The 21,163-nt window shown below is 46.5% G+C and carries 21 protein-coding genes; 17 read left to right on the top strand and 4 right to left on the bottom strand.

Translation table 11 applies throughout. The features are described 5' to 3' along the window. The first annotated feature begins 81 nt into the window (after positions 1-81). The 6 genes from FE296_RS13240 (at position 82) to FE296_RS13215 (ending at position 6,456) form a co-directional block, all read left to right on the top strand. A complete protein-coding gene (locus FE296_RS13240) occupies positions 82-897 on the top strand; it encodes a carbohydrate ABC transporter permease (RefSeq protein WP_223868870.1) in 816 nt (271 codons plus the stop codon). A 95-nt stretch (positions 898-992) separates the two neighbouring features. After that, positions 993-2,366 (top strand): ABC transporter substrate-binding protein, encoded by a 1,374-nt coding sequence (locus FE296_RS13235; protein WP_150365183.1) that lies wholly within the window; start codon positions 993-995, stop codon positions 2,364-2,366. A gap of 154 nt (positions 2,367-2,520) precedes the next feature. Further along, entirely contained in the window at positions 2,521-3,291 is a 771-nt protein-coding gene (locus tag FE296_RS13230; RefSeq protein ID WP_223868865.1) for an HAD family hydrolase, read from the top strand. After that, positions 3,288-3,626, top strand: a complete 339-nt coding sequence (locus FE296_RS13225; protein WP_124116823.1) for a DMT family transporter — start codon at positions 3,288-3,290, stop codon at positions 3,624-3,626. The genes FE296_RS13230 and FE296_RS13225 overlap by 4 nt, the downstream gene beginning before the upstream one ends. Further along, positions 3,626-4,720 (top strand): metallophosphoesterase family protein, encoded by a 1,095-nt coding sequence (locus FE296_RS13220; RefSeq protein ID WP_150365182.1) that lies wholly within the window; start codon positions 3,626-3,628, stop codon positions 4,718-4,720. The genes FE296_RS13225 and FE296_RS13220 overlap by 1 nt, the downstream gene beginning before the upstream one ends. 278 nt (positions 4,721-4,998) lie before the next feature. Further along, positions 4,999-6,456, top strand: coding sequence for a carboxylesterase/lipase family protein (locus FE296_RS13215; protein WP_150365181.1), 1,458 nt, complete (start codon positions 4,999-5,001; stop codon positions 6,454-6,456). Between the two features lie 165 nt (positions 6,457-6,621). Here FE296_RS13215 and FE296_RS13210 read toward each other — a convergent pair whose 3' ends face one another. After that, positions 6,622-7,773, bottom strand: a complete 1,152-nt coding sequence (locus tag FE296_RS13210) for a VanZ family protein (RefSeq protein ID WP_124116820.1) — start codon at positions 7,771-7,773, stop codon at positions 6,622-6,624. Between the two features lie 235 nt (positions 7,774-8,008). On the opposite strand from FE296_RS13210, the gene FE296_RS13205 reads away from it, so the two are divergent. From FE296_RS13205 to FE296_RS13195, 3 genes are all read left to right on the top strand, one after another. After that, positions 8,009-8,350, top strand: a complete 342-nt coding sequence (locus FE296_RS13205) for a zinc ribbon domain-containing protein YjdM (RefSeq protein WP_150365180.1) — start codon at positions 8,009-8,011, stop codon at positions 8,348-8,350. A gap of 151 nt (positions 8,351-8,501) precedes the next feature. Next, a complete protein-coding gene (locus tag FE296_RS13200; RefSeq protein WP_150365179.1) occupies positions 8,502-9,314 on the top strand; it encodes a class I SAM-dependent methyltransferase in 813 nt (270 codons plus the stop codon). A 141-nt stretch (positions 9,315-9,455) separates the two neighbouring features. After that, entirely contained in the window at positions 9,456-10,517 is a 1,062-nt protein-coding gene (locus FE296_RS13195) for an LLM class flavin-dependent oxidoreductase (protein WP_036612299.1), read from the top strand. Positions 10,518-10,650: 133 nt separating this feature from the next. On the opposite strand, the gene FE296_RS13190 is transcribed toward FE296_RS13195, so the two are convergent. Next, positions 10,651-11,310, bottom strand: a complete 660-nt coding sequence (locus tag FE296_RS13190) for a TetR/AcrR family transcriptional regulator (RefSeq protein WP_150365178.1) — start codon at positions 11,308-11,310, stop codon at positions 10,651-10,653. A 245-nt stretch (positions 11,311-11,555) separates the two neighbouring features. On the opposite strand from FE296_RS13190, the gene FE296_RS13185 reads away from it, so the two are divergent. Continuing rightward, positions 11,556-12,371 carry an SDR family NAD(P)-dependent oxidoreductase gene (locus FE296_RS13185; RefSeq protein ID WP_150365177.1) on the top strand — a complete coding sequence of 272 codons (816 nt, stop codon included), beginning with the start codon at positions 11,556-11,558 and terminating at the stop codon, positions 12,369-12,371. 22 nt (positions 12,372-12,393) lie between these two features. Here FE296_RS13185 and FE296_RS13180 read toward each other — a convergent pair whose 3' ends face one another. Beyond that, positions 12,394-13,701: a VWA domain-containing protein gene (locus tag FE296_RS13180; RefSeq protein ID WP_124116815.1), complete on the bottom strand. Its 1,308-nt coding sequence runs from the start codon at positions 13,699-13,701 to the stop codon at positions 12,394-12,396. A gap of 104 nt (positions 13,702-13,805) precedes the next feature. Continuing rightward, positions 13,806-14,270: a DUF4385 domain-containing protein gene (locus FE296_RS13175; protein ID WP_150365176.1), complete on the bottom strand. Its 465-nt coding sequence runs from the start codon at positions 14,268-14,270 to the stop codon at positions 13,806-13,808. Positions 14,271-14,453: 183 nt separating this feature from the next. Here FE296_RS13175 and FE296_RS13170 point away from each other — a divergent pair, with 183 nt between their 5' ends. The 7 genes from FE296_RS13170 (at position 14,454) to FE296_RS13145 (ending at position 21,077) form a co-directional block, all read left to right on the top strand. Further along, complete coding sequence (locus tag FE296_RS13170; RefSeq protein ID WP_150365175.1) at positions 14,454-14,948, top strand: helix-turn-helix domain-containing protein; 495 nt, start codon at positions 14,454-14,456, stop codon at positions 14,946-14,948. Continuing rightward, positions 14,945-15,964 carry a carcinine hydrolase/isopenicillin-N N-acyltransferase family protein gene (locus tag FE296_RS13165; RefSeq protein WP_124116812.1) on the top strand — a complete coding sequence of 340 codons (1,020 nt, stop codon included), beginning with the start codon at positions 14,945-14,947 and terminating at the stop codon, positions 15,962-15,964. The genes FE296_RS13170 and FE296_RS13165 overlap by 4 nt, the downstream gene beginning before the upstream one ends. A gap of 27 nt (positions 15,965-15,991) precedes the next feature. Further along, positions 15,992-16,459 (top strand): YfbM family protein, encoded by a 468-nt coding sequence (locus tag FE296_RS13160; protein WP_124116811.1) that lies wholly within the window; start codon positions 15,992-15,994, stop codon positions 16,457-16,459. Positions 16,460-16,595: 136 nt separating this feature from the next. Then, positions 16,596-16,724 (top strand): hypothetical protein, encoded by a 129-nt coding sequence (locus FE296_RS33760; protein ID WP_017691584.1) that lies wholly within the window; start codon positions 16,596-16,598, stop codon positions 16,722-16,724. Positions 16,725-16,932: 208 nt separating this feature from the next. Beyond that, positions 16,933-18,441: a copper amine oxidase N-terminal domain-containing protein gene (locus tag FE296_RS13155; protein WP_150365174.1), complete on the top strand. Its 1,509-nt coding sequence runs from the start codon at positions 16,933-16,935 to the stop codon at positions 18,439-18,441. 243 nt (positions 18,442-18,684) lie between these two features. Then, the gene (locus FE296_RS13150; RefSeq protein WP_150365173.1) at positions 18,685-20,148 is read left to right on the top strand and encodes a GNAT family N-acetyltransferase; all 1,464 of its coding nucleotides are present in this window, start codon (positions 18,685-18,687) and stop codon (positions 20,146-20,148) included. A 143-nt stretch (positions 20,149-20,291) separates the two neighbouring features. Beyond that, a complete protein-coding gene (locus FE296_RS13145; RefSeq protein WP_150365172.1) occupies positions 20,292-21,077 on the top strand; it encodes a glucose 1-dehydrogenase in 786 nt (261 codons plus the stop codon). Positions 21,078-21,163: the final 86 nt, after the last annotated feature.

The following is a 21,163-nucleotide window of genomic DNA, read 5'->3' as shown; positions in this document are numbered from 1 at the left end:
ACATTGCCTAACAAAAAGTCTAAACGGATGAAGCGCAAGGAGTTGCAGAACGTGTCACAACCGAATTTTAAAATAAGTAAAATGATCCGCTACCTTCTGTTAGCCATTATCGCGTTGGGTACAGCCTTTCCCTTCTATTGGATGATCATTAGCGGGTTCAAAACCAATGATGAGATCTGGCAGTTCCCGCCGACCTTCTGGCCGGAGACGTTCCTGTGGAGCAACTATGTGGATGCCTGGAATGCGGCACCATTTGCCCGTTACATCCTGAACAGTACCGGGGTAGCCTTAGCCATCTGTCTATTTCAGATTGTTAACTCCAGTATGATGGCGTACGCCCTGACACATATGAAATTCCGTCTCAAAGGTGTACTGACATCCCTGATTCTAGTGGGTTATATGATACCAAGTACAGCCGTGTATCTGCCTAGTTACCTGGTGCTTAGCGAACTTAATCTGCTAGATTCCTACACAGGCTTGATTGTATCCAACTGTGTTAGCGTGTTCTCGATCTTCCTGATCCGGCAGGCGTTCATGCAGGTATCTCATGAATTGGTGGAAGCCGGACAGCTGGATGGTGCATCCCACTTCCGGATTCTCTGGACGATTATCACGCCGCTTGTTCGCTCAAGCTTCGCCGTGATGGTGCTGATTACGTTTATTGAACAGTACAACAACTATTTCTGGCCTATGCTCATCACCAAAGACCCTGATTTACAGCTGGTATCGGCGGGTCTGCGCAGCTTCTTTGTAGAAGGCGGGGCATATGGACTGGCTTGGCCACAGATTATGGCTGCAAGTGCCTTTACCATCGCACCCCTACTTATTCTCTTCCTGTTCACCCAGAAGACCATCATGCAGAGCGTGAATATCACGGCAGGTGTGAACAAGAACTGATATTAACTACCATGCATGAATTATCATCCACAAAAGCATCCATCCAGATGCACTGTTTCAACACCAATATTTCACCTAAAACGGGAGGAAAAACAATGAATTGGAGTCAGGCAAGCATGAGATGGAAAAAGAGATTGAGGTTGAACTGGAAGGGTGGCATGTCGCTGGTACTCGCGACCAGCTTTGCTCTACTGACCGCTTGTGGAACACAAGCACCCGCAGAATCAGGCACGACGGCTGCTGCCAGTGGAACCGAAGTTCAGGCCAAAGATCCGGTTGAGATCGAGTTCTGGTATGGTCTGGGTGGTAATCTGGGCGATAACATGAAAAAGACGATTGATGCATTCAACGCCTCCCAGAACGAAGTCGTTGTAAAAGGAATTGTACAAGCAGATTACACGGAGACGGAACAGAAGCTGCAAGCAGCGATTGCTTCCAAGAATGTTCCCGCCGCGGTACTTAGCTCCAATATAGACTGGGCACGCAAAGGATATTATGCGCCCATGGATGAGATGATTGCTGCTGATCCAAATTTTAAGAAAGACGATTTCATTCAGACATTCCTGAACCAGGGACAGGTGGATGGTAAACAATACTTTTTGCCAATGTACGGTACAACTCAGATCATGTATTACCGTATGGATACGTTCAAGGAGAACGGAATCGACCCAGCAACTCTGACGACATGGGAGAAGCTGGCTGAGGCGGCTGCGAAGATGAGCAAACAAGAAAATGGAAAGACCACCTTCTACGGTTGGGAACCGATGTGGGGTAGCGACAATATGATTGATGCCGTGCTGGGTAAGGGCGGACAGATTCTTAGCGATGATGGCAAAACCGTCATGATTGATTCCCCGGAATGGATCGAGACATGGGAACTGTTCCGTAAATGGATTAACGAAGACAAGATTATGGGCATTCATTATGGAGGTCAGGGCTGGGAGTATTGGTACAAAACGATTGATGATGTGATGAAAAATAAAGCAGCAGGTTATACCGGATCTAGTGGTGACCAAGGTGACTTGGACTTTAGCGTAGTCGCTGCGATGCAACAACCAGGCTGGGAAGGCGTTGGTGAAGGAAAACCGGTAGCAAGTGCCATTTCGGCAGGTATTCCGTCAGCTGCAACGCCTGAACAACAACGGGCAGCATACAAATGGCTTACGTATTTCTCTGAAACTTCGAACACAGCTTCATGGTCCATGAACACCGGATATATCGCAGTACGTCAATCGGCTCAACAAGATCCAGAGTTCATGAAATTCAGTGAGGAAAATCCACAGATCACTGTACCACTGCAACAGGCAGCTCACGCTTCGGCTCCATTCCAGGATCCAACGGGTGGAAAAATCAATGATGCATTGAAAGATGCAGCTGACCAGGTGCAGATCAATAATATGCCCGCGGAACAAGCGCTGAAGGAAGCAAAAGAGAAAGCGCAGAAGGAACTGGATCGTATTGTGAAGTAACGATATCGACGAACCTGCTTCCGCCAGATTCGGTTGTGAACCTGTTCGGATTTCAAGCAAAAACGTATTATGATTAGTAACTCATGCGAAAAGGGCGGTACATGCTGTACCGTCCTTTCCGTTCATACAAGAGCACAGACAAGGAGTTTAACCAATGCAAGATGAGATGTATGTGGACGGATTACCGAATCCGATTGAAGCCGTTTTGTTTGACAAGGACGGAACATTACTTGATTTTACAGGCATGTGGGGGTTCTGGACCGATTGTGTGTTGGGTGGCTTCAAAGACCAGCTAGCTACCCGTGGACTGGGTATCAATACAGAAGAAATTCCACAGATCTGGGGTACATTCCACGATGACCAAGGCCGAATGAATGGGTATGACGTGCGCGGGCCGCTTGCAATGGGAACTATGGATGAAGTGTACGCCGTGTTAACATGGCATGGATATCGTGCAGGTCTCAGCTGGGCGGAGGCCAAGATTATGGTTCGCGAATGTTTGGCGCAAGCAGAGGAAGAGATGGAGAAGCATCGCCCGGCACGTCCGTTACCGGGAGTTCGAGAATTCCTTGAACAGTGCCGTCGCGAAGGCGTGGTTATGGGTATCGTGACGGCAGATGATACACCTAGTGCGGTCAAGCACTTTCAGTGGATGGGATTGGATTCCTTTTTTGACGTGGTGATTGGTACCGATCTGGTGGAGCGGGGGAAACCTTTTCCCGATATGCTTCTGCTTGCTTGTGAACGGTTGGGTGTATCGGTACAACATACGGTGGTCATTGGAGATACGGACGGAGATATGGAGATGGCACGAGCCGCTGGTGCAGGATACCGGATTGGGATTGGAGAACCGGGAAGAATCCGCTTGGCGGACAGAACGATTCAATCCTTCCATGAATTGCTGAATGGTGGGCTGAATCGATGACGAACAGTCATGCCTACTTGGGCTGGGTACTGTTGGCATTGGCCATCGGGCTGGAGCTGAGTGCTACCATTTTGCTAAAAGTATCGGATGGATTCTCGCGGTTATGGCCTTCGGTGTTGATGTTTGTCTGTTATGGCGCAAGTTTTACCTTTCTTAATTTTGCAGTGAAGTATATGCCGCTGGCTATAGCCTATGCGATCTGGTCTGGCGTGGGCATTACGCTCATTGGCGTTGTGGGGCATTACTTTTTTGGTGAACGTCTGCGGCTCACGTCGATGGTCTGGATCGGTTTTATTCTGATTGGCATTATTGGACTGAAATGGAGTGATTCTTGATGGGAAATGAACATACACCGGAGCAACCTGTTGCCAGCTTCCAGGTTATTACGGACACACATGTGCGAGATGAGGCAGACCATATTCATAACCGGCATCTGGACCAAGCGTTAGCAGACATAGCTACATTCAGTCAGGGAAGCAGCGGGATTATGCATGTGGGTGATGTGACGGATCGGGGGCTGCCGAGCGAATATCGTGAGTTGCAACGCATATGGAAGCAGCATGCGGAGAGTTTGCCGGACATCCGGTACACGGTAGGTAATCATGATATTGGAGCCGTGGTATGGCAAGATCCGCCGATCGTTTTGCTTGAGATGAAAGAGGATGAAGTAGCCGAGTTGTTGGAGCAGGAAGCAGAAATGGAGCTGTTAACAAAACAAACCGCTGCTGAATCAGCTGCACTGATTGAGCAACTATCAGGTGGAACTTATACGTTGTCTGCTGTAACTTCGGAACAGGAGGGCCAGGATCGGGGACTTATCTCTTCAGGAGTCAACCCCATTACGGTTGCCGGATTATGGAAGCGTCGATGGAGTGATTTTGAAGCGATAACCGGCATGAAGGGCTCTTACCACGATCACTGGATTGATGGGTATCATTATATTTTCCTGGGCACCGAACAACCTCATCCGAAGGATTGTGATATGTCGGCTGAACAGTTGGAGTGGCTGGATGCGAAATTGTCTGAACGTGCAAAGCTAGATCATCCCATTTTCCTGTTCTTGCACCAGCCGCTTATGGATACGGTGGCAGGATCGTTGAAGGAACAAGGCTGGTATGGTGTGAATCAGGATGCAGAACTGAAGGCCGTTCTGGCCAAATATCCACAAGCGATCCTCTTCTCGGGTCACACTCATTGGCAACTGGAGGCGCAGCATACGATGTACGATGGTGCAGGCCAGATGCCAACGATGTTCAATGCTTCGTCTGTAGGTTATCTCTGGACAGATCAGGATGAGCATCTGGAGGGCAGTGAAGGACTTCATGTGGAGGTTTATAAGGATCGAGTTGTTGTGAAGGGACGGGACTTTGTAGCGGGTGAATGGATTGAGGGTGTTGAGTTTACGGTGCGTTATCCTGTAAAAGGGTAGTTATTTGGATAGTAACGGGAAAGGGTCATGCTAAGGGTCAATGCCATTAAGATAAGTTAGACTTGATGATATTACTCAATGGGTGGCCTTTTTGGTGTCCATCTTAAAGGTATGTATCAGATCATCCGCCGATAAAGTTCCACGTGAAACGTAGCAGGGGAGGCTAGAGTTGGGTAAAGTTGTAAATAGGTATGACAACAAACTATACTCAAATAAGTACACATGATATGCACTTAATCGTTAAATTAACCTATTTACGGAGAGGAAGTAGAAGCGGCATGAGAGAACTTCAAGTTCAAACGACATATGGTACCGTTCAAGGCGAACTTTTGCACGATGCAAGCGTATGGAAAGGCATTCCCTATGCGAAACCCCCGGTAGGTGAGCTGCGTTTCAAGGCTCCGGTACAGCCCGAGTCATGGGATGGAATCAGACAGGCCACTCAATTTGGACCTGAGAATATACAACCTCGAAATCATCAACCAGAAGGCCAGACAGAAATTCCGAATGAGTCAGAAGATAGTTTATATCTGAACATCTGGGCGCCTAAGGAAAAAGGAGCAAAACCACTGCCGGTCATGGTATGGATTCACGGCGGTTCCTTCGTGTCAGGTTCGGGTAGCCAGCCGATGTATGATGGTACACAGTTAGCGGTTCGGGGGGGCGTTATCGTTGTGACGATCAACTACCGGTTAGGGCCTTTGGGTTTCCTGCATATGGCTCCATTAGGTGATTCATACGTATCCAATGCAGGTCTGCTGGATCAGGTTGCGGCATTACAGTGGGTGAAGGATAATATCTCTGCTTTTGGTGGTAACCCGGATCAAGTTACGGTGTTCGGCGAATCAGCAGGCAGCATGAGCATTGCAGCACTGATGGCGATGCCAACGGCCAAAGGACTGTTCCAACGTGCCATTATGGAGAGTGGTGCATCCCAGTTCATGCCGGCAGAGCAAGCTTCAGCGTTGCGGGAAGGGATGTTAAAGATTCTTGGGGTGGACCGGGACAACCTGCAGAAGTTAAATACAATTCCTGTAGAGCAGATTATTGCAGCGGGTGAAACGGTCAAACAGCAGAGCGGGGCAGGTATGGCATTATTGTTCCAACCTGTATTGGATGGGCATACATTACCACAGGTGCCACTTCAGGCGGTGAACGAAGGCTCAGCGCAGGATATTCCGGTGCTGATTGGTACGACATTACACGAGGGTGCATTATTCATCCAGCCACATGTGCCTTATTCAAAAGAGATCGATATGGTTCAGGGCGTAGACTTTATGACGCCAGATCTGGAGAACCGGGTAGCCATCGCGGATAGTTATCCAAAAACGGCGGATGGACAAGCCCAAGTCATGACCGATATGTTCTTCTGGCGGTCAGCGCTGCAATATGCTGCTGCACAACAGAAATATGCCCCGGTGTGGATGTATCGATTTGATTGGGTGATGCCGGAACACCCCTTGTTAAAAAGAGCGATTCACAGCATCGAAATGTTCTTTGTGTTTAATACACTACATGTCCTCAAATTCATGAATGCGGAGCCGGATGAAGCTGCGGAGGCACTTGCTCTCAAGGTACAGGATGCCTGGATTTCCTTTGCCAAGAACGGCAAACCTGAAGTTGCAGGTGTGAACTGGCCTGAATATGAGCAGGATCGTGCGACACTAATTTTCAACCATGAGATTGAGATCGTACATGATCCGGATGCAGCCAAGCGAGAGCTGTTAGGGTTATAATCCAGGTGGGTTATTGTGTATGAATACTCTGAAAAACTGCTATGAGCCCGATCAAAAGAGGACGTTCATTCTCAGAATGAACGTCCTCTTTTTGTAATCTGGCAGAATAGTAAGCAGAACGTAAGCATTAATTAGAGGTACATTATACCTTGTTATCCTCCAATATTATTTACGAGAGGCACGTGTGCGGGACACCTCATCGAAGTAGAAGGAACGTTTTCCACGGGAGAAGAGCACGATCAAGACATGAACAAAGAGCACGGCGTAGACCAACATATAGACACCGACTGTTCCTAGGGAAAGCAATATTTGATAAGGCCGGAGCATAACATCCTCATTACTGGTGAAGGCATAATCATTGACCCAGCGGATGATTGTAATCACGAACCAAGGCGTGTAAAGTGCGGCAAATCTTTTGAATAACGATTCACTGGTAGGTGTGCCGGTCTGACGATTCACATAGCGGAATCGCAAGATGGCCGAGCCTGGAGTTACCCCATTTCGCACCCAAGGGATGAAGAACAGCACAATGACCATAGCAATGGATGTACTTAGCGCATCACTGATCACATCAGACGCTGTAAAGATGGAGATTAGATTCGAAAGGAAGACAACAATGATTCCATCAATAATTAACGCGAGCAATTGAGGCATAGCATACACTCGGTTTTGCTCCACGATCTGTTCACTCTTCGCCTGAATGCTTGCACGTGATGGGAATAAAGCAAGCAGGATGGGCGCTGTGAAGAATCCAATGACTGCTCCCGAAGTATTCAATAACAGGTCATCCACATCGAACAGGCGGTAAGGACAATTGTAATACCCGTAGAATCCGGTGATTTGAGTGATCTCGAAGAATAGGGAAAGCCCTAATCCACCAAGCAGGGCGTACTTCCAGAATGATCTCTTTTGAAAAAAATAACGGATATATACACCCAGCGGCATGAGAAGCAGGACGTTAAATAGAACTTGCAGAAAGGCTCTGCCCTGAATCATGCTGAGATAGCTGGAAGGCTGAGACCATACAATGGGTGTTTCCTTCATGATGTCTTTGACAAAAGTGAATGGAACCAGATTGTAGTAGATCGTGTCAGCGGCTTGCTGCGCACAGGTATCTCGCGTAGTCGGAAAAGGGAGAATGACAAGGCAATAGGCAGCCAGAATATAAAAGATAAAGGAAAAGCTGACGCCAAATCGCGACCAGCTGAAGAAGCCGTCTTTACGATACCCATAAATTAACCACGGCACCAGCAAAAACATGGCCGCAACAACAAAGATAAAAAAAGCCGTTTGCACAGGGAAAACATATGAGGACATGAGTAGGAACTCCTTTGGTATTAAATATAATAACATTCATAGAGACATTAAAATTCATGTATGTGTAGTGCGTATCTAATAGTTACATCATAAGTAGTTACCCTTAAAGTGAGGGATGCCTGAACCTTAAATTTGGTTTAAATCCACTCATGCAGTGAGCAAGCGTATGGAACATGCCGCCGAAATCCCGTATACTTGCGGGAAAGCCAATCGTAGAATGGAGAGTTTAATACATATGTCTAATTTGCCTAACTGCCCGAAATGTAATTCTGAGTACACGTACGAGGATGGTAACCTGTTGGTTTGCCCGGAGTGCGCGCATGAATGGTCTTTGGAAGCAGACAATGATAACGCAGAGGATGGAAAAGTAATCCGTGATGCCAACGGAAATGTGCTAAGTGATGGGGATACCGTTACCGTCATTAAAGATCTGAAGGTTAAGGGTAGCTCGCTCGTGGTCAAACAAGGCACGAAGGTGAAGAATATCCGCCTGATTGATGGGGATCATGATATTGATTGCAAGATCGACAGCTTGGGTGCAATGAAGTTGAAGTCTGAGTTTGTGAAAAAGATATAAGATCAGATCGAGAAACGTTCAGTTCCGCATTCAATGGGAATTGAACGTTTTTTTGTTTGACAGGAAATATTTAGTAGATATATACTGGTTGGAATTTAATTTTGAACATGATTAGGTGGTCTACATATAAGAAAGGGCAGGTGTCAGAGCGATGAAGAGAGATCGTATTATTAAATATTATTCCGGGTTTGATGAGTGGGGGAGACTGGAACGGGAACCGATTGAATTCATCATTAACATGCATTACATCAGAGAGTATCTGCCTGCCAACGGTCATATTCTGGATAATGGAGCTGGGCCGGGGAAGTATGCCATGGAGCTGGCGAAACTGGGGTACCAAGTCACTTTATCGGATCTGACACCGTCCTCCGTAGATACTGCACGGCAAAAGGCTCAAGAGTTTGGTTTGACACAGCAATTCAATGGATTCCATGTTCTCGATGCGACTTCGCTCTCCGGTATTGCTGACGAGACTTATGATGCGTCCCTCATGCTGGGCCCGTTATATCATTTGCAGACAGACGAAGAGCGCACGGCTACTGTACGGGAGTTGTACCGTGTGACCAAGCGAGGGGGCGTGGTGTTTGTAGCCATGCAGAGCCGAATGCGCATGAGTATCAATTCGCTGCAATCCCCGCAGCACTGGAAACCGAATGATAACATGGCAGCAATCCGTTCTTTTGTGGAAAAGGGCATATTCGATCATCAGGATCAAGGACGATTTACGGGAGCATACTATTTTAATATTCAGGACGTTACGCCCTTCATGGAGCAACATGGATTTGAAACCGTTGATTTGATTGGTTCATCCAGCCTTAGAGCGATGCTCACGGACGAGCAGCAGCAATACTGGAAAGAGCGTGGCGAGTATGATGAACTCATGCAATATATGATTGAAGCCGCCAAAGACCCTTCCATATTGGGAATCTCGTCTCATTTGCTGTACATCGGGAGGAAGAAATAAACATAAAAGTGCCCTCTGGAAACAGAGGGTACTTGTGTTTTTCATCAAAATAGTTCAATATTAAGATACATAACAAAAGGTGATCTACTTACAATAGGTTAGATGAACAACGGATCGCTTCATACCAGGGAGGAACAGACAATGGAAATCGGAATTAGCACATTTGTGGAGACAAACCCGGATGTAAAAACAGGAGAACTTATCAGTCATGCGCAGCGTATTCGCGATGTTGTTGAAGAGATTGTTTTGGCAGATCAGGTGGGTCTGGATGTATACGGCGTGGGAGAACATCATCGTGCTGACTACGCTGCTTCATCACCAGCTGTCATTCTGGCTGCTGCAGCTTCACAGACCAAGAATATTCGCTTGACGAGTGCGGTAACCGTGCTGTCATCGCATGATCCGGTACGGGTATATCAAGATTTTGCTACACTGGACGGTATTTCGAACGGGCGTGCAGAGATTATGGCAGGGCGGGGATCATTTATCGAATCGTTCCCACTGTTCGGCTATGATCTGAACGACTACGATGAGTTATTTGACGAGAAACTGGATTTACTGCTCAAGCTGCGTGATTCGGAAAAAGTAACCTGGGAAGGAAAACACCGCCCTTCCTTTAACAATCTGGGCATCTACCCGCGCCCGGTACAGGAGAAACTTCCGGTATGGATTGGCAGTGGCGGTAATCAGGAATCGGTAGTTCGTGCAGGACTGCTCGGTTTGCCACTGGTGCTTGCCATTATCGGTGGTCGTCCGGTGCAATTCGCACCACTGGTGGAACTGTACAAGAAAGCAGCTGCACATGCAGGACATGATGCTTCCAAGCTAACTGTTGCTTCTCACTCTCATGGCTTCATTGCCGATACAACAGACGAAGCCGTGGAGAAATTCTTCCCGCCAGCGCAAGCGGTCATGAACATACTGGGCCGTGAACGTGGATGGGGACACTACAGCCGTGCGACATTTGATGCGGCGCGTAGCCTGGAAGGTGCATTGTATGTGGGTGATGTGGAGACCGTAGCTCAGAAAATTATTTACCTGCGCAAAGAAGTCGGGATTACCCGCTTCATGTTGCACACCCCCCTCGGCACAATGCCGCACAACGAGGTTATGAGAGCAATCGAGCTACTTGGTAAAGAAGTTGCTCCAATTGTGCGCAAAGAAATTGCACGTTGGGAAGCTGAGAACGAAGAGGCACGTTAATCGACTGAAACCGTTACGGAACTAGATAGAGTCAACCAAATAAAGGAGCATGACCTAGGCGTATTACGCCTATGGGTCTGCTCCTTTTTTCGTTTATCTTCTAAAGGTATCTAAAACAGCACAGATTTAATGCTTATCCATTCGCAGATGTACTCACAAGGGAGTGTATAACCATCGACACCGTATGATCATAGAGGGTTTTGGCAGCTTCTTCGCTCTCAATATGGCCTCCCAGGTACAGATGAATAACACCGTGTAAGGGGGCCCAGATCATTCGTACCGCAAGCAGGGGATCTTGCACCTGAAGCATTCCCTGTTCAATCGCTATCTCCACCAAAGCAGACACTTGCTTCAGTGCAGTCGCTGTTCCTTGTAGGGTCTCTCCATCTGGTTTGAACTCGGAAAAAGATCCTCCAAACATCAGCTGATAGAAGCTGGATTGAGAAATGCCGAAGTCCCAGTAGACGTAGGCCAGATCACGGAAATATTGTTCGAACGATGCCTGCCGGGGAATAGTTTCAAAACGCTGGGCCATGAGGGAGCATCCCTCTAAATACAGATGTTTGGCTAACCCTTCTTTTTTGCCAAAAAGGTTATATATGATTTTGGTGGAGCACTCCATGCGTTCAGCTACACGGCGTACCGTGACGGCTTCTGGTCCATGCTCTTGCAGTAAAGCGGCAGCAGCATGCACAATATTTTGCCGCAGATTATCCGAGTGCTGGAGTCTGGCTTCCTGAAAGGTTGTTACCGTATGTGCAGATTCTGTGGAACCCGAATTAAGATCCTTCATTGATTTCATCCTCGTAACCGTATTGTTGTTGAACAGAAACTACGTTTCCTTTTATGGTCATTCTACTGTTTTACGCCGGATGACGTCAATTTAATCCGAATTTAATAAGTAAGAACCCGTTCTAGATTCAAATTTAACAAATGTATTTGACAGCATCATGAATTTTGGTTACGATGATTCTGTAAAGAAACGGTGTTTCCTATTGAAAACAAGTGTTCAAATTATGCATAGAGGATGGATGAGAGATGATAAAGGAACAGCGTCAATGGGTACTTATTACAGGTGCTTCTTCAGGTATTGGGGAAGTTTTTGCACTCGAAATGGCTTCCAAGGGTAAAAATATTGTGCTGGTGGCCAGAACAGAATCCAAACTGAATCAATTGGCAGAACGTATAGAACGTACATATCAAGTAAGGGCTGAGGTAATCGTATCGGATTTGTCTCATGTCGATGCACCTCAGAGGGTATATGAGGAATGTCAGAATCGGGGAATACACATTGATATGCTGATCAACAATGCGGGATTTGCTACTCATGGATTATTTGAACAGGTGGATGGTACCCGGCAGCAGGAGGAGATTATGTTGAACGTGCTCGCCTTGACAAACATGACACATCTTTTCTTGCCAGGCATGTTACAGAAGCGAAATGGTGCTGTCATTAATGTCTCTTCGACGGCTGCCTTTCAACCTGATCCGTATATGGCTGTGTATGGAGCAACAAAGGCATTTGTACTTTCTTTTACAGAGGCATTATACGAAGAAAACAGGAAGCGTGGCGTTCAGTTTTTGGCACTATGCCCAGGCTCAACCGAGACCTCATTCTTTGATGTGGTGGGCGCTGACGAAGCCTCGGTGGGTAAACGTGATACACCTGAGCATGTCGTGGCGGTGGCCATGAGAGCACTGGAGTCAGGCAAACCTTATGCTGTGCCAGGGGCCGGTAATTACTGGACAGCGCAGTTCACCCGCCTCGTGCCACGCAAGTTGATGTTGCGAATTGTAGGAAGTATGCTCCGTCCACGTTCCAAGGGTGGTAAAACAGAAAAAGTACAAGCCTGATTAGTGGTATAGGGTAAAAGCTTTAGGCCAAAATGCCTTTGGCCCGAGCTTCCTTTATCCAGCCTGGAAATTCAGTGAGTAGACGATCGTACAATTCTTCATCGCTGATCTTGGAGATGTCGTCGAGAGCAAAAAAGTCAGCATTATCGATGAAACGACCAGTCATGTCATCGAGTTTCTCCAGAATACCGTAATTGGCTTGTCCTAGGCCAACGAATTGCCAGAACAGATTTTTGGTTGAACTTTCGGTAATAAGCCGCATGATTTTCCCTTTTTGACTGACCCCGCCATCGCTAAAAAAGATAATATACGTTGGAATCTTCACATCGGGTTCCTCGATCGTATATTTGCGAATGACATCCTGCATCACAGGAGGTTCGTTATTGGTACCGCCTTTGCTTCCCAGCGTATATGTGCGTTCAATATAATTCTCGAAATCCCTGGCGGTGACGCTAGGTGCACGCAAGAAGTCTTTGGCGAAGAACCAGACGTCCAACTCTCCGTTATCATCAAACGCTGATGCAATCGCCAGAATACGCTCGAAGGCTTCTTGCACGATGCCTTTGCGATACAGATGGTACATGGAGCCTGATGCATCAAATACAACGGCAACACGTGCCTGTATAGGTTCGATCTTTTTCTTTTGCAGAGACAGGGTTACTTTACGCTTAAGGAGATCGATCTTGGTCAGGTTCAGCGGCGCATGATTCGTGTTTGGTGCAGCAACAGGTACCAAGACTTCTGAAGAGGCCGCTGCTACTTCAGCTTGTGCGGTGAGAAGAACCTGTTCGGCTTCTGAGGTGTCGTTACTCTCAATTTCAACACCGAATGACTCTGCCAGCGGCTGCAATCCACCAAAGAAACCTCGTCCAATCGCACGAACTTTGAACCCGTCACGATACTTATAGATTTCAATGAGAATAAGAGCTGTTTCCGCAGTGACCTGCGCGATCTCATAGGTGATCTGCTGGGAACCCGCTTGTACAATGGCCTGACATGCCTGAACATCGGCGAATGTGCCTCCCGCATCCAGAGTAGCCGTAAACACACATTTTTCCACAGGGGCCTGCCGTAATTGATTTGTATCCAGTACAAAAGAGGATTTCAGTTCCTCTGCCTGTTGCAAAAGCACACTTTGGTGTGGATCGGCCTTCTGATTATAAAATACAAAATAGTCGTCAGATGGGACCTTTCCCTCTTCGTTCACCATAAAGCAGCTAACATCCAAGGGAGAAGGAGATGATGTACATTGAATGGTTACCTGAAGTTGGGTGGATTCGTTGATACTGATATTCTGGCCTGTGTTTAAATGGATGAACGAATCTGTCATAATCGGATGCGCCTCTCTTCTCCAATATAATGGTTGAAAATGTACAGTAATAAGATCGATTCTGAGACAAATGTTTCCATAAGTCAATCTTTTCACCGTTGATCCTACGCCTCATTAGACTCGTACTTTTCCCGATGCTCCTTCTTCATCTTCACATAGTCTGGATCCGTCTTCGCAATCTCCCATTGTGCTTTGAATATGGCCGCGGCTTCTGCCTTCACCTTGTCATTCTGATAGGGCAAGATTGAGCCATCCTCCTTCGAGTATTTGCGTCCTCCTTTGTGATTCGTATAACGTCTGGCCCGTGTATAGCCCATCTGGAGAAATTTGCGAGCCATATCCATACCCACGAAATCTCCCTTTTTCTTATACTCCAAAAATAGCTCATAGATTTTCTCCGATGACTCCGTCGCAATCTCAGGTGTTTTGAATCGCCAGTGTGGCAGAATCTCGCCTTTGTACGGTTCTACCATCAGTACACCCTGCTCACCCCGGCCTACGGTGTACAGCTCAGGATGTTTGCGCAGATCCAGCTCTTCATAATTGAGACTGTAATCAAATTTTTTCATTTGTATGCCCTCCTTGAGATGATATGTTTTCCCGTCAACAATGTGTAATCGTACTATCGTTTACCCGGTCTTATTGAGGATGAAAATAAGTGAATAAGCGTTGTTGACATATAATATGTCTCCTGTATAATGACATATTATATGTCAGGTTGATAAAATACATTTGTGAAGGACGTGTTGTGCATGAATCAAGTTTCATTGCCCTCAATGACGGTATTGCAGTACTTGGCTCATATTCACCAGTTATCTTACACTCAGGTGTGCAAAGAGGTAGGACTCACTCCACAGCAATTTAATGACTGGGTCAAGAAACGTCGACCAATTCCTAAGGATAGACTGCAACAACTGGCCGATTATTTTCATGTCGAACATGAAGTGCTGATTGATGGACAACATTATTTGCGTGATCTCACACCTGAAAATACAGTGGATGTACAGATCCTTTTTATTCAACAGAAGTTAGAGAAGGAAGGGGAAGAAGAGGAGCAAAAAGCCTACAAGATGAAGCTTCTCCAGTTGCTGCGGGAGAAACACAAGCAGGCTTTAATTTCGAGATTTGCAGCGATCATTGAACAGGGAGGCGAGAAAACGCTCAAACATTCTGAGGAATGGCTTAGTAAAGCGGAGTCCATGGCAAGTGTATCTGCACCCTTCTCACATCAGGAGGGGGAGAAATGAGCACAGCATTCGCAGTGAAATCTCAAGAGAACTTTTGGGTGTGCAAAAATCAGGATGTGATCTACGATGGAGCATATCTGTTCACAAATCAACGTGGTCTGCACAAAACTGCATTGATCATGCCTCCATCACTTCCTGCATCATGGACTTCAGTCTATGGGAGTCTATCCGTTTCTCAAGTAGGGAAGGAGAATCCCAATGGAGGAATAAATGAAGCAGGGCTTGTGATTGAACAGACCACGTTATGGTCGACCCATTATCCAGCTGAAGACGGCCTTCCAGTTGTAAGTGAGCTTCAGTGGATACAGTATCTTTTGGATACATGCAGTACTGTAGATGAAGCATTGGAGGCAGCGGGGAAAATCCGAATAGGTCAGAGCACTTCCCAGTTGCATTATTTAATCGCAGATCGCACCGGGAATTATGTAATTGTGGAGTTTCTCCAGGGTCATATGTGTGTGCATTCCGCGCCTTTGGAGGCGCCAGTAATTACAAATACCGCGTATAGTGATGCAATAAGTAAACTGGAGTCAGGGCAGAATGTATGGTCACAATGGGACGATTATGAGAAGAATTCAATGGATCGGTTTTCATGTGTTGCCGACATTTATACTAATTCCGGGACATTTCTTGATAATCCAGACGCACTCTTCAAGGTACTGGCTTCTGCCAAACGCGGAGATACGGTATTTTCCTTGATCTATGATCTGCAGCGAATGGAAGTACATGTAACAACGTCAAAGTATGAAAAACCTGTTGTTATTCGTATGATTGACTTCGTCTTTGAACCGTCTTCGCTTGCACAGGTGGCAAATTTGCAGTCTCGGTCAGGGGAGCGAGAAGAGCTCCTGTTTGAAGATTATTCAGCGGAAATAAATATGGAAGCGGTTCGATCCTTTTTTCGTGATCCTCTACTGACTAGTGTGTTCAATTGGGTTATTCCTGATGAGTTAATTTACTATATGGCACACTACCCCGATTCTTTTACATCAAGCACGGTTAATGGGGAACAATAGAAGGAATTACACAGGAGGGGTAGCGGTATGGGAATGTCCGGCAGATATTTTGTGGTAACGAAGGAGCTAGTTGAATCCATCAAGTCAGGTGAGATCAGTGTGCATGATTGTGCAGTGGATCTGGATATTGATAAAACGTGGCAGATGATCCAATTCACGCTGAACGGTAACTTGTTAGAAGGGGAGCCGCCCCTGGGATATGTTGTGCCTCTCGCAGGTGAGCAATACGTGGGAAACTATTCAGACATGGATCTATTTTTGCTTAGTAACGAGCAGGTGCTGGAAGCCTACATGGCATTGGAGCAGCTCACACCGGAGGAATTGAAGCAACGGTATAGTCTGGACCAAATGATCGCTGAAGGTGTCTATCCAGTTATGGAAGATTGGGATGCGGAAGAGACATTTCAGGAGATCGTTCAGACCGTGGATGATATCCAGGCCTTGTTTCAGGCCACGGCTGCAAGTGGGAACGGGATCATCTTTTATGTTTTCTAAGTGAGCACTAAAATTATGATGGGAATTCTATGGCCGACACTGAGGCAGGTTTGAACTGTGCCTATTCGGGTTATTGATAGACACAAGGCTCAGGCCTTGATGACATGACAATCCGGTAGAAGAGAGGGAATGCGATATGACTCAGGATCAGAACGAAGAGAACAAAGCGATTCAAGAGGACGAGCCGGATCAATTCGAGACTCCCGCAACTGCGGAAGATGAAGAAACGGATGAGAAACTCGCAGAAGATCAGGAGCAAGAATAACTTCCAGCATTGCATAATGAAGCAGGATGTTTTATCGAAACATACGATATGCTGAAATATAGATAGACCAGAGGTCGGACATGTTCCGGCCTTTTGGTTTATTTTTTTGCGTATCCGTTTACAAGAATTACCTGTACCTTCATAATGGAAATGAACCATATTTTTCTAAGGAGGAGTTCATATTACGAATCGGAAGTTAGTCCAATGGATGGCAGTGCCACTAGTACTCTTAATGGTTGTTCTTACAGGATGTCAGGCTGTGGGTGGAGTAGACGTTGGCAAAGCAATGGCCAATGGCGCGAGTATCAAGTCCGGTGAATCCAGACAATCCATGAATATAAACATAGAACCGGCAAAGGAATTTGCTACAGAGAAAGACCTGGAAATGATTGAACTTATTAACTCTATATCGCTGGATATTGATCAAGCCAAAATGAAAGATGCGAAGACAGCATCGATCAAAGGTACACTGAGCATGGAGGGAACGAAGTTACCTTTCCACCTGTCCATGAATGAGTCCCAATTGGTCATTGATCTGGACGGAGCCCAGAAACCTCTGTACATATCTCTGGATACGTTCCAGGATGCACAGGCTCTTCCGATGGTAGATACGAAGGCTCTGGAGAAACAACTCGAGGAGCTTTCCCCGAAACTGTTCTCTTTTGTCCTGAAGCATCTGTCCAATCCGAAGAACATCTCCGTAACACCGGTACAGGAAACCGTGAATGGCGAAGCACTTAGCCTCTCCAAGCTGCATCTGGAGGTTAGTGGTGAAGAGATGCTTGCTATGGTTAAACCGTTCCTGACGAGTATTTCGAAAGATGAGCAGGGACTGAAAGACCTGATTGGCGATCTGTATGATGTGTTCTACCCTGTACTTGAAGCTGTGAATGAGGTTGAAGGCGGGGGAGATGAAACGCTGAATTCGATCGTTCCTGAATCGAAAGATGAAGCCGTTGCGTCTCTGTATGCCATCATCAAAGTAGGACTGGACAGTATGCTGGTCAATTATGATCAGGAGCTGAACAACCTGTTGAATGAGACCCCTGAATTCAAAACGGTATTTGGCACAGAAACCAAACTGAAATTGGACTTCTATCTCGATAACAAGCTGGATATTCGCAAGCAAAACTTTGAATTGAAAGTAGCACTGCCTGCTTCCGAAGATCTGCCAGTAAACGCTGTAACCGTAAGTGGAGACAGTGAACAGTGGAATATCGGTGGAACGGTTGCAGTGGATGAAGTGGATGTATCGGGCGGCGTTATGGACCTGTTGAAGGATGATATTACGCCTGGACAGATGCTGCGCAATTTTGATTCCAATTCACTTGCATATCAATTGCTGAAAGATGAAGCCGGAATCACAAGTAAAAGTGTAGTGCTCTTCCCGGATGATGAATACGCCGGGGCGATCACCGTTAAGAACACAACATTTGTTCCGCTTCGCTACGTGTCTGAAGAATTGGATGCTGAAGTGAAATGGACCAAAGGCTCGAACCAAATCGTTGTCATTGACGACATCACTGGTGATGAGATTGTCCTGACCGTAGGTTCCAAGAAGGCAACCGTTGCTGGTAAAGAAGTAACCATGGTGGAATCCGCTTATGTAGGCAAGGACGGCAAGACGTATGTGCCGCTGCGCTTTGTGGCTGAATCCCTTGGAGCTACTGTAGATAAGGAACAAGAAACAGGCTGGATTTACATTGACCGTCCTTAAGTGAGACGTTGAAGTAAGCCTTAGTAAGAGAGGGGATTTCAGAGTATGCCAGATTTCTCGTAATGATCGTGCAAAGAACACCGCAAAAATTCCGTTAGACGATGAACGGGATACGTGTGTCCTTTTGACCCATTACGAGGAGCTTCGGCGTTTCTGAAATGATGAAACGGATCGAGGAGTGCCTCTATTAGAGGTGCTCCTCTTTGTTGTGTCATCCTAAATAAATCCCCAGAGGTGTTGTATATGCAAAGTCAATTATTCATCCATTCAAACTCAATTACGCTGCGTCCATTTACGCTGGAAGATCAGGCTGCCGTGTATGCATTAACCCAACAACCTGAAATCACAGACATCCTGCCCGATTGGAAGATGACCGAGGAGCAGTTGCGCGAATTTTTACAATTTGTCGTTGACAGTTACGAACAGTTCAATCCGGAAGATGTACGCATTCTGCTTGCCGTTGTACACAATGAAGATCAGCGTATCATCGGTTGGTGTGGCGTGTTTCCAAATGACCTGCTGGATCGTGCTGACCGTGAAGTAGCCTACGCCATCTCCCGGGATTACCGGAATAAAGGATACATCTCAAAGGCTGTGCATGCCCTAACAGCATATTTATTTGAGCATACCTTGTTGGATCGCATCGTGGGCATTGTGAAGCCGTTCAACCAGCCGTCACGCAAAGTTCTGGAGCATGCGGGGTTTCGTTATGTCTCTCGCAGGAAACTTGTGGACCAGGAGAACTACGATTATTTTGAACTGCTCAAAGTAAAGTCCGCACCAGTGCAACCGAAGCAGGTACATTCTGAAATTCGCTTACGACGAGCGCAGAAAGAAGATGCTGTTGTACTTACAGAGATTTGCACTCGTGCTTTTGATCATGTCATAAAAGTCTGGGCGGATAATGAGAAGGATATCGATAGCAATCTATGCCCACCTGATTATTCGTCAGTTCGCATGCATCGTTACGTGATCCGTGAATGGGATTATTATGTTGTAGAATCAGATGGATGTGTTATTGGCGGAGTGAGTGTTAACGTGCTTGGACGAAAACATGCCAGGATCGACAAGATCTATATTGATCCCGTATGCCAGGGCCGTGGCGTAGGAACTCAAGTCATGAGGCTTATTGAAGCTGAATTTCCGCAGATAAAAACCTGGAAGCTGGAGACCTCAGGTCGGCAGCTGGAGAATCATCATTTTTACGAAAAAATGGGATATGTTCGTATCTATGCATCTGAGGATGAGTTTGGATATGAGAAGAACATGTCAATTGATCCTCTTGATCCAACATGTGACGTGGCATTATCCATGGACTCGGGTGAGTCAGTGGTTGAATATGTTCAAGCTAATCTGGACTCGGTTCGTTACAGCACCAGTAATCTGACCAATAGTCGGATCACCGACTGCAACTTGAGTGGAAGCAAATTTACCAATCTAAATATGACCAATATATTGCTAGCTGATTTACGCCTAACCGACAGCAAGGTTGAATTCTGTGCTTTGGATGGCGTTCAATTCCAGGATACACATCTTGGATCTGACCGTGTACCCATGCATTGGGCGCATTGTGATCTTGAGGGAAGTCGTTTTATCGATTGCGATCTATCTGGGGTTCAGTTGGAACAGTGTCAAGTGACCGGGATGAAGATCAATGGAATTGAAGTAGAGGAATTACTTGCAGCCTATGAGGCTATGAAGTCCTGAGGACGAATGGCAGGGCCCATACGGAAGCATACTAATCCGGTTGAGAGCTGGTTGTAACAGATCCCCGTTAGATTAGAGCAAATGAAGAAATGAGTATTTACGTATGGAGGGTGTCAAAAACAGCAAAGGGAGGTCTATGGACTATGACTGAACGATTTGCGGGTAAAGTGGTCCTGATTACAGGCGGTGGCTCCGGTCTTGGACGATCAGCTGCTGTGGAAGTTGCACGTGAAGGGGCTAAGCTTGCCCTAGTGGATGTGAACATGAAGGCGCTGGAAGAGACCAAACGTGTGATCTCGGAAGAGGTACAGCATGCCGAATTTCTGCTAATTGAAGGTGACGTAGCCGACGAAGAAGCAGTGAAGAAGTATGTTAGTGATACGGTAAGTAAGTTTGGACGTATCGATGCATTTTTCAACAATGCAGGCATTGAAGGCAAGCAAAACCTGATCGAAAACTACGAGACAGAGATGTTCAATAAAGTCATCGACATCAACCTGAAAGGTGTATTTTACGGGTTAAAACACGTCTTGCCTGTAATGAAAAAACAGGGTGAAGGCTACATTGTGAACACGTCCTCTGTTGGTGGTATTCGTGCTGTGCCAAACCAGATTGCCTACGGGGCCAGTAAACATGCCGTTGCTGGCATGACCAAAGATGCGGCGATTGAATATGCCGAACACGGAATCAGCATCAACGCCGTGGCACCTGGAGCCATTCTGACAGATATGGTCATCGGTTCGTTCAAACAGATTAATCCAAATGATTGGCAGTCTGCATCCAGAGAGTTCGTGAAGGACAATCCGGCGAAGCGCTTGGGTGAACCGAGAGAAGTGGGACGCCTCGTTGCCTTTCTGCTGTCCGGCGAAGCACCGTTTATCAATGGAGCTATTATTCCAATCGATGGTGCGCAGTCAGCCAAATATTGATCCCATAATCAAAGTATATATCGATGCGACATAGATATATACTGAAGAACGCCCGTTTCCGCTAATGTGCGGAGTGGGGCGTTCTT

The sequence above is a fragment of the Paenibacillus sp. UASWS1643 genome, from assembly GCF_008693195.1.
In the GTDB taxonomy this organism is placed as follows: Bacteria; Bacillota; Bacilli; order Paenibacillales; family Paenibacillaceae; genus Paenibacillus; species Paenibacillus amylolyticus_B.
This window is presented reverse-complemented; position numbering and strand designations above follow the sequence as displayed.

Coding starts and splice junctions, on each gene's coding strand:
- FE296_RS13240 (WP_223868870.1), top strand. CDS start 82: ATGATCCGCTACCTTCTGTTAGCCATTATCGCGTTGGGTACAGCCTTT.
- FE296_RS13235 (WP_150365183.1), top strand. CDS start 993: ATGAATTGGAGTCAGGCAAGCATGAGATGGAAAAAGAGATTGAGGTTG.
- FE296_RS13230 (WP_223868865.1), top strand. CDS start 2,521: ATGCAAGATGAGATGTATGTGGACGGATTACCGAATCCGATTGAAGCC.
- FE296_RS13225 (WP_124116823.1), top strand. CDS start 3,288: ATGACGAACAGTCATGCCTACTTGGGCTGGGTACTGTTGGCATTGGCC.
- FE296_RS13220 (WP_150365182.1), top strand. CDS start 3,626: ATGGGAAATGAACATACACCGGAGCAACCTGTTGCCAGCTTCCAGGTT.
- FE296_RS13215 (WP_150365181.1), top strand. CDS start 4,999: ATGAGAGAACTTCAAGTTCAAACGACATATGGTACCGTTCAAGGCGAA.
- FE296_RS13210 (WP_124116820.1), bottom strand. CDS start 7,773: ATGTCCTCATATGTTTTCCCTGTGCAAACGGCTTTTTTTATCTTTGTT.
- FE296_RS13205 (WP_150365180.1), top strand. CDS start 8,009: ATGTCTAATTTGCCTAACTGCCCGAAATGTAATTCTGAGTACACGTAC.
- FE296_RS13200 (WP_150365179.1), top strand. CDS start 8,502: ATGAAGAGAGATCGTATTATTAAATATTATTCCGGGTTTGATGAGTGG.
- FE296_RS13195 (WP_036612299.1), top strand. CDS start 9,456: ATGGAAATCGGAATTAGCACATTTGTGGAGACAAACCCGGATGTAAAA.
- FE296_RS13190 (WP_150365178.1), bottom strand. CDS start 11,310: ATGAAGGATCTTAATTCGGGTTCCACAGAATCTGCACATACGGTAACA.
- FE296_RS13185 (WP_150365177.1), top strand. CDS start 11,556: ATGATAAAGGAACAGCGTCAATGGGTACTTATTACAGGTGCTTCTTCA.
- FE296_RS13180 (WP_124116815.1), bottom strand. CDS start 13,701: ATGACAGATTCGTTCATCCATTTAAACACAGGCCAGAATATCAGTATC.
- FE296_RS13175 (WP_150365176.1), bottom strand. CDS start 14,270: ATGAAAAAATTTGATTACAGTCTCAATTATGAAGAGCTGGATCTGCGC.
- FE296_RS13170 (WP_150365175.1), top strand. CDS start 14,454: ATGAATCAAGTTTCATTGCCCTCAATGACGGTATTGCAGTACTTGGCT.
- FE296_RS13165 (WP_124116812.1), top strand. CDS start 14,945: ATGAGCACAGCATTCGCAGTGAAATCTCAAGAGAACTTTTGGGTGTGC.
- FE296_RS13160 (WP_124116811.1), top strand. CDS start 15,992: ATGGGAATGTCCGGCAGATATTTTGTGGTAACGAAGGAGCTAGTTGAA.
- FE296_RS33760 (WP_017691584.1), top strand. CDS start 16,596: ATGACTCAGGATCAGAACGAAGAGAACAAAGCGATTCAAGAGGACGAG.
- FE296_RS13155 (WP_150365174.1), top strand. CDS start 16,933: ATGGCAGTGCCACTAGTACTCTTAATGGTTGTTCTTACAGGATGTCAG.
- FE296_RS13150 (WP_150365173.1), top strand. CDS start 18,685: ATGCAAAGTCAATTATTCATCCATTCAAACTCAATTACGCTGCGTCCA.
- FE296_RS13145 (WP_150365172.1), top strand. CDS start 20,292: ATGACTGAACGATTTGCGGGTAAAGTGGTCCTGATTACAGGCGGTGGC.